The sequence below is a fragment of the Phycisphaera sp. genome (assembly GCA_025916675.1).
GTDB lineage: Bacteria > Planctomycetota > Phycisphaerae > Phycisphaerales > UBA1924 > JAHCJI01.
On record CP098402.1, the window covers coordinates 1510442 to 1523658 of the forward strand.

At 66.1% G+C, this 13217-nt stretch carries 10 protein-coding genes and 1 other RNA gene; 3 read left to right on the forward strand and 8 right to left on the reverse strand.

Annotated elements, in window-relative coordinates; genetic code table 11:
• Positions 1-149 precede the first annotated feature (149 nt).
• Complete coding sequence (gene fusA / locus NCW75_06565; GenBank protein ID UYV13947.1) at positions 150-2231, forward strand: elongation factor G; 2082 nt, start codon at positions 150-152, stop codon at positions 2229-2231.
• Between the two features lie 78 nt (positions 2232-2309).
• Here the strand turns inward: fusA and ssrA are convergent.
• Positions 2310-2661, reverse strand: a transfer-messenger RNA (tmRNA) gene (ssrA, locus tag NCW75_06570).
• A 156-nt stretch (positions 2662-2817) separates the two neighbouring features.
• On the opposite strand from ssrA, the gene NCW75_06575 reads away from it, so the two are divergent.
• Complete coding sequence (locus NCW75_06575) at positions 2818-3552, forward strand: 2-C-methyl-D-erythritol 4-phosphate cytidylyltransferase (GenBank protein UYV13948.1); 735 nt, start codon at positions 2818-2820, stop codon at positions 3550-3552.
• A 15-nt stretch (positions 3553-3567) separates the two neighbouring features.
• Here the strand turns inward: NCW75_06575 and lexA are convergent, their stop codons facing one another.
• Together lexA and dprA are read right to left on the reverse strand one after the other, a co-directional pair.
• Positions 3568-4182 carry a transcriptional repressor LexA gene (gene lexA / locus NCW75_06580; GenBank protein ID UYV13949.1) on the reverse strand — a complete coding sequence of 205 codons (615 nt, stop codon included), beginning with the start codon at positions 4180-4182 and terminating at the stop codon, positions 3568-3570.
• 623 nt (positions 4183-4805) lie between these two features.
• Positions 4806-5996, reverse strand: coding sequence for a DNA-processing protein DprA (gene dprA / locus NCW75_06585; protein ID UYV13950.1), 1191 nt, complete (start codon positions 5994-5996; stop codon positions 4806-4808).
• Positions 5997-6147: 151 nt separating this feature from the next.
• Here dprA and NCW75_06590 point away from each other — a divergent pair, with 151 nt between their 5' ends.
• A complete protein-coding gene (locus NCW75_06590) occupies positions 6148-7563 on the forward strand; it encodes a SpoIID/LytB domain-containing protein (protein UYV13951.1) in 1416 nt (471 codons plus the stop codon).
• 447 nt (positions 7564-8010) lie between these two features.
• Here NCW75_06590 and NCW75_06595 read toward each other — a convergent pair whose 3' ends face one another.
• The 5 genes from NCW75_06595 to NCW75_06615 are packed head-to-tail and all read right to left on the reverse strand — an operon-like array spanning position 8011 to position 13207.
• On the reverse strand, positions 8011-9456 hold the full coding sequence (locus NCW75_06595; protein UYV13952.1) for an efflux transporter outer membrane subunit: 1446 nt from the start codon (positions 9454-9456) through the stop codon (positions 8011-8013).
• Complete coding sequence (locus NCW75_06600; protein UYV13953.1) at positions 9453-10631, reverse strand: biotin/lipoyl-binding protein; 1179 nt, start codon at positions 10629-10631, stop codon at positions 9453-9455. Before NCW75_06600 ends, NCW75_06595 begins: the two co-directional genes overlap by 4 nt.
• Positions 10628-11371 carry an ABC transporter ATP-binding protein gene (locus tag NCW75_06605; GenBank protein UYV13954.1) on the reverse strand — a complete coding sequence of 248 codons (744 nt, stop codon included), beginning with the start codon at positions 11369-11371 and terminating at the stop codon, positions 10628-10630. The genes NCW75_06600 and NCW75_06605 overlap by 4 nt, the downstream gene beginning before the upstream one ends.
• A 4-nt stretch (positions 11372-11375) precedes the next feature.
• Positions 11376-12518, reverse strand: coding sequence for an ABC transporter permease (locus NCW75_06610; GenBank protein ID UYV13955.1), 1143 nt, complete (start codon positions 12516-12518; stop codon positions 11376-11378).
• Entirely contained in the window at positions 12518-13207 is a 690-nt protein-coding gene (locus NCW75_06615; GenBank protein UYV13956.1) for a CerR family C-terminal domain-containing protein, read from the reverse strand. Before NCW75_06615 ends, NCW75_06610 begins: the two co-directional genes overlap by 1 nt.
• Positions 13208-13217: the final 10 nt, after the last annotated feature.

Here is a 13217-nt window from a genome sequence, read left to right on the forward strand (position 1 = left end):
TAACGATGGGTGGACGCAGCCTGTATGATGGGACGTGGCCGCTCGTGGGCCGGGGCCAGCACTGGCCCCACGCCGGGCCACGCCATCTTGCCCCCGGCAGGCCCTCTCGAAGGATCGCCCTGCCCACCCATCCCGACGGAGGTGCCCCTATGGCTGTTCGCAACCCTTCAACCATCCGCAACATCCTCTTGGCCGGCCACGCCGGTGCGGGCAAGACCCTGCTAACCGAGCGATTGCTCAGCGCCGCGGGTGCCACCAACCGCATGGGTTCCATCGAAGACGGCAACACCGTGACCGACTGGACCGACGAAGCCAAGAAGCATGGCCACAGCCTGTCCAGCAGCTTGGCCCACTACGAGCGCAACGGCACGATGGTCACGCTCATCGACACGCCCGGGCTCACCGACTTCTTCGGCCAGGCGATCGCCGGCCTGCCCGCCGCCGGCCTGGTCGGGGTCGTCGTCGATGCCGCCAAGGGCATCGAGACCAGCACCCGCCGCATCATGGCCACCGCCCAGCAGCGCAACATCCCGCGCATGATCATCATCAACGGCATCGATGAGCCGCAGGCCGACCTGGAGGCCGTGGTCGGCAAGCTACGCGACACGTTCGGAGCGATCTGCGTGCCCGTGAACCTGCCCAACGCCAACCGCGACGGCGTCGTCGACGTGCTGGGCGAGAACACCAGCGGGGACACCGCCTTCGGCGACGTCGAGAGCGCCCACACAAGCATCGTCGAGCAGGTCGTCGAGGTCGAAGACAGCCTCATGACCCAGTACCTCGAGGGCGGTGCCGCCTCGCTCGACCGCAAGGCCGTTCACGACGCCTTCGAACAGGCCCTGCGTGAGGCCCACCTCGTGCCGATCTGCTTCGTGAGCGCGAAGACCGGTGCCGGGGCCGACGCCCTGCTCGACCTCATCGAGAACCAGTGCCCCAGCCCGCTGGAGACCAACCCGCGCACGTTCGAGAAGCTCGACGACGACGGCCAGCTCACCGAGTCCTTCGAGCCCAAGCCCGACGCCAGCCAGCCGCTGCTGGCCCACGTCTTCAAGGTCTCCAGCGACCCGTTCGTCGGGAAGCTCGGCATCATGAAGATCCACCAGGGCACGCTCAAGGTGAAGGACGAGGTCTACTTCGGCGAAGGCCGCAAGCCCATCCGCGTCAACACCCTCTTCCGACTCCAGGGCAAGGACCACGTCGACGTGGCGGAGGCCGGCCCGGGCGAGATCGTCGCCGTCAGCAAGATCGACGACATCGCCTTCAACACCGTCGTCCACGCACACGCCAACGAGCACCTCCGGCTTCGTCCGCTGCCGCTGCCCAAGCCCATGTACGGCGTCGCCGTCGAACTCGCCAATCACAAGGATGAATCAAAGTTCGGCCCGGCTATCGCCAAGCTGCAAGCCGAAGACCCGTGCTTCATCATGGACCGTGTCGCAGCAACCAAGGAAACCGTGCTCCGCGGCCTGGGCGAGATGCACCTGCGCGTCATGCTCGAACGCATGAAGGGCCAGTACGGCATCGAGATCAACACCCACCAGCCCAAGATCGCTTACAAAGAAACCGTCACCGCCAACGCCGAGGGCCACCACCGCCACAAGAAGCAGTCCGGCGGCTCGGGCGAGTTCGGCGAGGTCTACCTCCGCGTCGCCCCGCTCAACGGGGAGGACCAGGAAACCGCCGAAGCCAACGGCGAGCACTTCCTGTTCGTGAACGCCACTGTGGGCGGGTCGATCCCCCGCCAGTTCATGCCCGCCATCGAGAAGGGCGTCCGCCAGGCACTCACCGAGGGCGCCATCGCCGGCTACCCGATGGAGGGCGTCAAGGTCGAAGTCTACGACGGCAAGTACCACGCCGTCGATTCGAAGGAAGTCGCGTTCCTCAAGGCCGGCAAGCGGGCTTTCGTCGACGCCTGCCGCAAGGCCAAGCCTGCATTGCTCGAGCCCTTCGTTGAAGTCGAAGTCAACGCGCCATCACAATACATGGGCGATATCACGGGCGACCTGTCAACCCGGCGAGGCCGCGTGCAAGACTCTATGGTCGACGGCGAGAGCTGCATGGTCCGGGCTGTCGCGCCCCTGGGCGAGCTCCAGAACTACGCCAACGAGCTCAAGAGCATGACCCATGGAGCCGGTAGCTACGTCATGGACTACAGCCACGACGAACGCACGCCGCCCCAGGTCCAGGCCGAAGTCATCGCCGCGTATGACCCGCATGCGGACGACGACTGAGCCAGAAACCAGCACAACAACAGAGCCGCGTGCGTGAGCACGCGGACCCTCTTGTCATGCCAACACCTCGATGATCTGAAGTGGAGCCGGGGGGAATCGAACCCCCGTGTCGGAACGGCAGCCATGGCGCCTCTACGCGTGTAGTCGGCGATTTGGTCTCGGCCTGTGCGCGGGCGCCGACGCCCTCACCTTCGGCCCAGCCACCGGTGAACCTCCTCGCCAACACGCCCGGAAGCGCCACGCGTTGACCAGCCCGATGTCGTCGTCCCCCATCCCTATCGGGCGTCGAGAGGGGGACGGGCTGTGATTAAGCAGCCAGTGCGTACTGCGGTTCGGCAGTTGTTGGTTTTGTGTGCCGGTTACGAGGAGAGCACACCTCTCGACGCGCCACACCATGCCTTACACGTCCGATCGAATCCATATCGGCCCCAGATTGTCAAACTCAATTGTCGAAACCAGATTGTCCAACCCGGGCTCGCACCCGGGACAGAGACTATAGAGCCGCGCCCGCTGCCGGACGCGACCCACGAAACAAACCACTCCACCCACATCGCCTATTCCGTGGACACAATCCATACACTCGCCCGTGCCGCCCCCACACAACAGCCCGCTCCGCATCGCCGCCATCATCTGTGCCGCGGGCTCGGGCACCCGCTTCGGCGTCTCGAGCGGCAGCAAGCTCGACAAGGACATCCACGGCAAGGCCGTCCTGGAACGCGCCGTCGAGGCCATCGCCAGCCAACCCGACGTCGTCGCCACCGTCGTGGCCGGCCCGGCCGATCCTGATGTATTAGCCGCCTTCCGATCGCGCCACGAGCAGCACCTAAGTACTCTGGGAGCCACGATCTGCCCCGGCGGAGTCACCGAGCGGTACGAGACCGTCAAGGCCAGCCTTGACCACATTCGAGCAACCCTGACCAACATCGACGCCGTACTCGTCCACGACGCGGCCCGACCATGCACGCCACGATTGGTCGTCCGCCGCGTGATCGATGCCCTGGCGAGCCATGCGGCCGTCGTGCCAGCGGTCCCCATCGGTGACACGCTCAAGCGGGCCACGCCGGAGTCGGACGCAACGACCCATCGTGTCGACCAAACGATCAACCGGCGCGACCTCTTCGCCTGCCAGACGCCACAGGGCTTCCACCTCGACCTGATCCTTCGCGCCTACGACCAGAGCGACCTGACCAGCACCGACGACGCCCAGCTCGTAGAGCGACTGGGCGACCCGGTGCTGCTCGTAACCGGCGATCCCCGCAACGTGAAGATCACCCGGCCAGAAGACCTGGACTTGGTGCGGGCCATCTGGCCCACGCTGTAGCCCATACCCATCGAATCAGTACTTGCGGATCACGCTCCGCACCACGCCCTGCACCTCGCAGTGCTTCACGCGGATGGGCTCGAAGTCCGGGTTGGCCGGCTGCAACCGGATGTGGTCAGCCTCGCGGAAGAAGGTCTTCAGCGTGGTCGCCCCATCGGGCAGCAAGGCTACGACGCGGTCGCCGTTATGGGCCGTCGGGCTGCGCTCGATGAGCACGTAATCGCCGTCCAGGATGCCCTCGTCGCGCATCGAGTCGCCGTCAACCTTCAGGGCGAACATAGACCGAGAGGCGTCGGAAGGGTTGCCCACGAGTTGCTGGAGGTCGACCTCATCGGTGTCGGCCACCTTCTCGATCGGGTAGCCGGCCGCGATCTTGCCCACCAGCGGGTACCGCATCGGACGCGACTCGTCGGGGACGGAGATCCCCTCAGCGATCGACAAAGAGCGTGCCCTGTTGGGCTCGCGCACAAGAGCGCCTTTCTTGATGAGCGCCTCGACGTGCTCGAACACGGTTACCTTGCTGACGCCGATTTCGTCGGCGAGCTCCTGCATCGTCGGTGAATAGCCACGGCGAATCCGCCAATCGCGAATCAGCCGAAGGATGCGGAGTTGCTTTGGTGTGAGATTCATGGGTGCTTTCCTCGTTCACGCGCGCCACGCTCGTCATTGGCAACAGCCCATCGGCCAGCCCAGCAACCCGCGTGGTGAACGCCTTACCCCCATTGGCGACGCGAAACTGCGCTGCCATATGGGGTGATGTGATCGTTCTCTCCGGGCAATCGCCAACCCTCCTGGTCGACGCCGCCCCCTCCAAAGACCCGAGCGACGCCCGGGCCATGTTCGTTGTGTTTGCCTGGATGCCATCGATCGGGCCGAGGAGCCACCCCAGGCGGAGTGAGCCGAGTACCAAACTCGCCAACTCGTGCAAGATGCCCTTCCACCCCAGGTCGGCTGCGGGCACACCCCAAGCGGCTCTCGCCAATTGGTGTTGGCCCATGCCGAACACAAAATCGCCCCCCGGCCCCAACACGACCAAGCCCGGTGTCGATTCCGGTGCGTGTGTCTGGCCGACGTCGGACGACACACATTCGGGTTGGGTCTGGTATGCGATCATGCCTGGGTCATCGGTCGGCTTGGGTCATCTGTTCGATATTTTTTTGGATCTTTGTTCGGCTTACTGTAGCAAGCCATTTCCCTGATATCAAAAACAATTTATCTGGCTACCTGGGTGATCCGGCGTTCATGAGAATACCTTATCGATTCCGAACAAGCCTCATCCCTTCACGCCTGATCCGGCGTCGAATTTCCAGCAGGGTAACGGTCGCGCGCACCTGCTCGGGCGGCAGGGCCACCCGCTCGCACAACTGGTCGAGCGTCAACGCCTCCCCGAGCGCGTCGAGCACACGATCCTCTATGCTGTTCGGGGTCCGATCGCCCCCGGTTCCCTCCCTGGGGTCGGGGGTTTCGGAAGATTCCGCGAACAAGCCCGCCGCGGGTGCTGGCCAATCACGGAAACTCGCGAGGGCTTCCTCAACGTCGGCCGGCGTGGCCACCAGGGTCACGCCATCGCGGATCAGGGCGTGGCAGCCCCGGCTGCTCTCGACGTCAACCCGGCCGGGCAGGGCCATGACCTCGCGGCCCATCTCGCCGGCCAGGCGGGCCGTGATGAGTGCCCCGCTCTTCTCGCCGGCCTCGACTACCAGGATGCCGTGCGAGAGCCCCGCGATGATCCGGTTGCGGGCCGGGAAGTTCTTGGCCTCGGGCCGGCAACTCATGGGCAACTCCGACACGACAGCCCCGCCATTCTCGACAATCTTCTCGAAGAGTTCGGCGTTCTCGGCCGGGTAATTGTGATCCAGCCCGCACCCCAGTACGGCCACCGTCACCCCGCCGCTCCGAAGCGCGGCGTGGTGGGCGGCGGTATCGATGCCACGCGCTCCGCCCGAGACGATCGACCAGCCCGCCTGGGCCAGAATTCCGGCAAAACGGCCGACTTGGTCGACGCCGTACGCCGAGCATTTGCGGGCACCGACGAGCCCTACGCCATCGAGCGCCAGCGCCTCGACTGACCCACGAACATAAAGCATCGTGGGAGCGTGCTCGTCGCCGGCGAGTTGGGGCGGATAGTCGGGATCATCGAAGGGCAGGAGTTCGACGCCAGCGGCCAGGACGTGCTCCAGCCGCTCTTCCACCTCCCTACGGGCCTCGGCCAAGCCCCGGCTCAGCTTCCGCGCGAGCGGCTCACCCACCGACGGGATCGAAGCGAGATCGGCCATCGACGCCCCGAGCGCGGCATCCGGCCCGCCCATGATGGAAACCAATCGGCGGATCCGTCGGGGGCCCAGTTCGGGGACGAGCGTTAGCGCTAGCACCGCCCGGGCGCTGGGCCGGGTGTCGGTCCGGGTCTTGCCGGTTTCGGGCTGGATCGCGCCGCTCACCGTCATTGCCCAAAATGGTAGCCCCCAACCGACAGCCCCGGACAACCCCCTCACACGCCCCCAAGGCTGATGGGCACTACGCTTGGTCGGATCGACCGAGTTTTCTGACGACCGACCTATGGCAGGGAGCAGGATGTTCCAGCCCATACGCAACACGATGGAACACGGATGGCGTTCTCTGTTCGGCGATGCTGGTCTGGTCCGCGCCCACCTGGCCCACCCCGGCTCGGGCACCATGGCCGCCCTGCTCGGCCTGGGGCTCGTTGTCAGCCTCATCGCGGCGAGTTGCCAATGGCCGGGCCGGACGCGCGCCGTCATCGGGCCGTCCGCTGGTGGTTGGGAGGTCTCGAGCGTCTGGATGGGCCGCGAGCCGACCATCCGAGTTCGCATCGTCGAGCCCACCGACGAGGTCGTTATCGCCGGCTCACGGCTCGTGATGTCGCGCGATGCTGCAGGCCGGGTGAAGATCTATCGCACGCCGCTTCTCGCGCGAGTCTCGGGCGGTAGCTTGCAACTGAGTGAGCCGGGCGGTGCCACGACCACCGTGGTCGGCGATGTCGAGTTCGAATCGGCCGATCCGAGATCGACCGCGTATTCGCCCCCGGGCACCCTTGGCTGGTTCAAGGACACCCCCACCATCGCCGTCGCGGGCGTGAAGTATCCTGGGACAATCCGCCTCTCCGCATCGGCCTTGGGCGTGCAGGCCATCAACGTCGTCGAGTTCGAGCAATACGTTGCCGCCGTCGCGTCGAAGGAGCTCTATCCCTCGTGGGAGCTCGTCGCGTACGAAGCCCAGTGCATCGCGGCGCGTTCCTATGCGTTGCAGTCGATGGAACTCGCCGACCGCCGCGGCCGTGCGTGGCACGTTGAATCGGGCACGATCGATCAGGCCTACCCCGGCCACACCACCCACGAGCGTTCCATCACGGCCGCGATCAACACGCGCGGCCGTGTGCTCACCTACGGCGGCAAGGTCCTGCGAGCCTACTACAGCAGCACGAGCGGCGGGCGTAGCGGCTCGGCCGCCGACACCTGGCCCACTGGCCGCGGCTACGAGTACAACCTCGTTCCCCCACTCCAAGCCGGTTCGTCGGGTCATCGGGCGGTCCACGCCAGCGACGCCTCGCGCCTGCACCGCTGGCAGGTCGTGCGGTCGACCGACGAAGTGACACGTCGCTTGCGCGCTTGGGGCGAACGCCGCGGCCACACGCTCAAGAATGCGCGCGCGATCACCAATATCGAGGTCGCGCGCACCAACCGTGTCGGCCGCCCCGCACAGTACCGCGTAGGCGAACGCAATGGCGTGTCACACCTGCTGAGTGCCGAATACCTCCGCCTCGCGCTCAACGCCGACGCGAGGGGCCTACCCGACGTCACCAACGACACCAGAGTCCGTAGCGGCGACCTTGAGGTCACCGCCGCCGGCTCACGCTTCGTGATCCGCGGCCGCGGCTTCGGGCACGGCGTTGGGCTGTGCCAGTACAGCGCGCAGGCCCTGGCCCAGCGTGGCTGGAGCGGTGATCGCATCCTCATGAACTTCTATCCTGGGGCCACGCTCGAGCGGGCGTACTGATCTTGTCGGCTCGCCGGCGGAGCCGCGGCCTTCGGCCTTGGGCTGCGTGGGCGGACAGATTCGGTTTGGCTCCTCGCCGGCAGGCCTCAGCTTTAAGCCTCGCGCTGCGCGAACGGATGGCAGCAATGGCTTGGCGTGTTCGGGCGGAGCCGCGCTGAAGGTTCACGGGGCTTGGCCGGCTACCAGCGGGCTTGGTGGACTCTTGACGGAGCTTCGGAAACGATTTCCCAAGCGTCAAGGGCTCTTGGCGCTCCAATCAAAATCTTGCTAAGGGGTACCAGGGCATATTTTCTGTTGAACGAAAAGGATGGCCCGCGGATGCGGGGTTCAAGGACGGTCGCGTCACTCTGTGGAGGCCCTGGCTCGAAGAGCCCCCGCAGTCGGAGGGGCGAACCATGCTTCGTCACGAAATCGCTTCTTGCTTGGCGTGCGTAGTTGTTTGCGCTCTTAAGCGCCCGACCCCGACGCCGACGAGGTTTGTCCGATCTCCGGTGCATCCCAGCCGCCGCCTAGGGACGCATAGAGGTCGATCAACCCGAGCAGGGCATCGCGCTGTGCGTTCAGCACGTTCCGCTCAATAAACAGCCGGGCGCGACGGGCCTCGGTGACGTCCAGGAAGTCGACACGGCCGGCCGAGAAGCGGTCTTGCGAGAGCGTCTCGGCGTCGCGGGCGGCGGCCTCGGCCTCGCGGAAGCGATGAGCCCGCGTCTCGGCCTGCGCACGGCGGACGCTTGCGGTCTCGACTTCGGCCAGAGCCTCGAGCGCAGTTGCGCGCAACCGCAACAGAGCTTGTCGTTGCTCGCTCTCGGCCTGCCGAACGCGGGCGTCGATGCGCCCGCCCTGGAAGACCGGCAGCGAGATTGTCGGGCCGGCCTGCAGCACATAGGCCTCGGGGTTGATCGCGTCGCCCGCGTCGGGGCCCTGAAGCGTGATCGAGCCCAGCAACTTGACACGTGGGAAGCGCTGGGCCTCGGCGGCGCCAACACGCGCGGTGGCCGCGGCGAGGTCACGCTCGGCCCGCCGAAGATCGGGACGACGCATGAGCAGATCGGCCGGCACGCCGCGGTCGGGCACGGCAACGCCCACGGGCAGGGCACGCTCGGCCACAGAGATCGTGCCAGCCGGAGCGCCCAGGAGAACCGCGAGACGGAACTCGGCGGCGCGGCGGTCGGCCTGTAGCCCGGGGATGAGCGCCTGGTTTACCTCGAGGTCGCGACGGGCCCGGGCCACATCGAGCTCGTCGGCGAAGCCGGCGGCGGCGCGCGCGGCGGCGATGTCCAGCGCATCACGGTCGGTCTCGACGGTTGCGCGAACAATCGCCAGGTCGCGATCGAGGGCACGCACGGCGATGACCTCGCGGGCGACCTCGGCGATGAGCACCACGCGGCTGGCGCGGAAGTCTTCGGTGGCGAAGCCGATCTCGGCGTCGGCGGCCTCGGCCAGACGCGCCACGCGACCCCACAGATCCAGCTCCCACCCGGCGACGACACCCAACGAATACAGGTCGCCATCGGTGCTCGCGGGCGATTGGCCGAATGGTTGGGCTTCATCGCCCGATTCGGTACGCATGTAGGAGCCTTGGGCGTCAAGCTGTGGGACCCGTTCCGCGTTGGCGATGCCCCGGCGGGCCCGCGCGGCGATGATGCGTTCTCGGGCCTCGGCCAGAGTGAGGCTTGAGGCGAGCGACCGCTCGATGAGTGCCGTCAGCTCGTCGTCGCCGAATCGGAGCCACCAGTGCCTCAGGTCGGGCTCGCGGTCAGCTTCGTCCGTGCCCGCCCAGGACTTGGGCACAAGCTCGGAAGACTCAGGTTGCTCGTAGTCGGGGCCGACCGCGCAGCCGGAGAGCGCGAGCGCGGTGGGGAGCCCCAGCACGATCGACGCGCGACGGGTCACGATCCCGCTCCGGTCGCCTCGACGTAGACGTCGAACTGCTGGCCGATGCCCGGCGATTCGAACGACGGGTCGAGCGCGTATACGACCTGGAGCACGCGCGTGTCGATCAACTCGCTCGTGCGACCAGACAGGTTTCGCTTCGGCACTACCAACGGCTCGATGGCAACGAATTCGAGGAGAATCCGTCGGCTTGCATCGCCGCGTGGAGATGCCCATGCACGGGCGCTCGGAGAGAAGCGGGGGATGTCGACCTCATCGATCTCGGCACGCAGGTGCATCGTTCCCTTGCGTCCCAAGACAAACAGGCCCTCTGCGGGAACCGACGCGGGCGCAAACTCGCCCTGCCGTGCATTGGCCTGCAGCACCCGACCATCAACTGGGCTGCGGACGGTGAGCAAGTCCATATCCGCTTGAGCCCGCGTCACCGCACGACGAGCCCGGGTCACGCGAGACTCCGCGGCGAGGATCTCCGGACCATCGCCAGAGCCATCTGCGCGAACGAAACGCTGCAGTTCGGCCCGAGCAGCAGCGACGCTCGCATCGGCGCGCAGGATGGCGGCGCGGGCGGTCTCGACACGGGCCTCGGCCTGTGCAGCGGCGAATCTCCGGCGATCGACCTCTTCGCGTGAGATCGCCCGCGGGTCATTGACTGCTTGGGCAATGGCGAACTGGTTCTGCTTGTCGGCTAGGTCGGCTTCGGCTACGCGTAGGTCGGCCCGGGCGGACTGTGCCGACGCTTCGGCGGATCGCACCGAGGCTTGCAACGGCGGGATGGCGGCGCGGAGCGAGGCGAGGTCGCTTGTTACGACGTCAATCTCGGCCTCGCGGAGCGCCACTTCGGCTTCGGCCCGGCTGGTGTCAATAGTGAACAGCGGATCACCTGGTGCGACCGAGTCGCCGATGCCGACGTATACGTCGGTGATGACGCCGGCCGTGTGCGCCGCGATCGCCAGAGCCTCGCCCGGCGGCTCGCTGGTGCCAATGGCACCGATGTAGGCCGCCCCATCCTCCGCGACACCGGCATCGGTCGCGGTCGGGGCGGTCGTCGGCTGGCGCGGCGGCGTCTCATCGGTCGTGACCGGCCGGTTCTTGACCACCAGCCCGGTTCCCATGACCAGCGCCGAGAGGCCAACGAGCGGTAGCCCCCACGTCAGGAGCCTTGATCGGGTACTCATGATCGCGATTCCTTGTCAGGCGTTTCGGTCCGCGTGATGCGTCCGTCGGCCATGTGGTTGATGCGGTCGGCGAACTCGAAGATGCGACTGTCGTGGGTTACCACGACGACCGATCGGTCACCGGCGAGCGCGACGTCGCGGAGGAGTTCCATCACGGTGTGGCCCGATGCGGCATCGAGCGATGCCGTCGGTTCGTCGCATATGAGCAATCTGGGCTCGTGCACGAGTGCCCGAGCGATGGCCACGCGCTGCTGCTGGCCACCCGAGAGCTGGGAGGGCATCTTGCGGGTCTGGCCTTCGAGGCCCAGACGCTCGAGCAACTGGCGAGCCTTCTTCTCGGCCTTCGAAGTCGACTCGCCTTGGGCGACGAGCGGAAGCGCGGCGTTCTCCTCGGCGTTGAGCGCTGGCAACAGGTTGAACTGCTGGAAGATGAAACCGAGGCTCGCGAGCCGGAAGTCCGCCAGTCGTCCGCCGCGCATGGCGCGGAGGTCCTGGCCAAGCACCTCAAGTTCGCCCGACTCGCAGGAGAGAATGGCGCCGATGACCGAGATGAGCGTGGTCTTGCCGCAGCCCGAGGGGCCGACAAGGAAGGTCATCTTGCCGGCCTCGGCCGAGAAGTCTGTGCCGCGGAGCACCTTGATGCGTGTCTCTCCGGCGCGGAATGACTTCTCGATACCCATACATCGCACAGCAAACGCCAGTCCGGCGGATTTCTCCTGTGGCATGGATGCGGTCGTCATGGCATCACCCTCGGAAGACCGTGGCGGGATCGACGACCAGCACGCGCCGCATGCTGAGGATCGTGGAACTGAAGACGATCACGATCGCCATGACCGCCACGCCGATAGCGACCTCGGGCAGTAGGTAAAAGCCACGCAGGGCGTCGACGTTCTTGGATGGCCAGTTGAAGAACTGGGAGGCGGCAAACAGGCCGAGGCCATAGCCGATGGCACCGACGAACGCGGCCTGGAAGAGCGTCATGAGCAGCAGTCGCCCATTGCGCACGCCGATGGCCTTGAGCGCGGCGTACTGACGCAGGTTCTCGGATATGAACTGGTTGAACGTCAGCCCAACAATAGCGATGCCGATCAGCACGCCCAGGAACACGACCGTGCCAAAACTCACGGGAATACCTGTGTTCTTGAGGATATAGATGATCGACTCGAGGCGGAACTGGTCGCTCGTGACGGCCTTGAGCCCGGTCTGCTCGGCGATGCTCGCGGCGACGGCATCGCGCTCGGCTGGATCGGCGGCCTTGGCGAGCACGAAGCTGAGCTGGTTGCGGCCGTTGTTGGTGTATTGTGTAGCCAGGCTGTATCGCGTGTAGATCGTGAGGTTGGCACTGAACGCCGGCGACGCATCGACGATCGCGGCGATCCGCGCCCTTTGATCGTTCAACTCGATCACGCGGCCGAGGTCGAGGTCTTGCCCGGGGAAGAGCAGCCGGAAGCCCGCGGGGTTCACGGCGATGCTGTCGGGCATCGTCAGGTCATCGATCGAGCCTAATAAAAAGGCGTCTGGCACACCCACGAGCGAGGCATCGTCGATCCCCAGGATGATCGCGTTCTCGAGCGTGCCCTCGCGCGTGCGCACCTGCACGTTGGCCCGGAAGAACGGGACCGCCCAAGCAACGCCCTCCACACCACGTACGCGCTGCAGAGCAGTGTCCCGAAGCGGGAACGGAGCATCGACGGTCTTCACGCTGGGGTCCATCACCCAGATGTCGGCCTCGCGGACGTCGCGCACGACGCTCGACGCACGACCGAGCAGGCCGAAGAAGATCGACACCTGCTGGCACACCAGCAGCGTGCTCAGGGCCACGCCAAAGACCAGCCCGAGGCACTTGGTCGTATCACCCAGCAGCATGCGAAGTGCGGTGCGGAGCACTACGCGCCCCTTTTCTTAGCCGGGGTGTCGTCCGCGAAGCCGTCCAGGCCACGGATCGCAAACTCTGCGAGCGTGCCCGCCATACGATTGATGCCCGCCTTCGTTGTAGGTGGCGGATGTCCGAGCGAGGTGAGGATCTCACGACAGTGCTTGGCATTCACACAGAGCGCAATGACGCCATAGACGAGATCGTCGTGTGTTTTTTGGCCGAGCCTTCGCCCAACGATGGCCCGCACGATGCGTGACATCTCGTCCTTGATCGGACCGGCGCAGCGCTCGACGAACACATCCAGGGCCCCCGGCGTGGGCGTCACCGTTTCGTGGGCTAGTAAACGCCCAGCCCACGGCTGGGACTCGTTCTCGGTCAACACGAGCCGCATGAACCAAGCGACGAGCTCGCGCAGGGCATCGTGCGGGCTGTTGTTGTTTTCGAGCATCGGCATGGGCTCGGCCGACACCATCTGCTCGGCCGCGACGTTCCACACCGCGAGGTACAACTGCTCCTTCGAGCCAAAGTAGTACTTGACGGCCGACACATTGGCGTCAGCGGCATCGCAGATCGTCCGCACGCTTGCCGCTTGGAAGCCAACTCTCGCGAACTCTTCGCCGGCAGCGTACAGCAGACGCTCCCGGGTGTCGTCCGCGGCGGATAGAGCATTCTGTTTGTCAGGGCTTGCGGCGGCTTTCATTCAAACACTC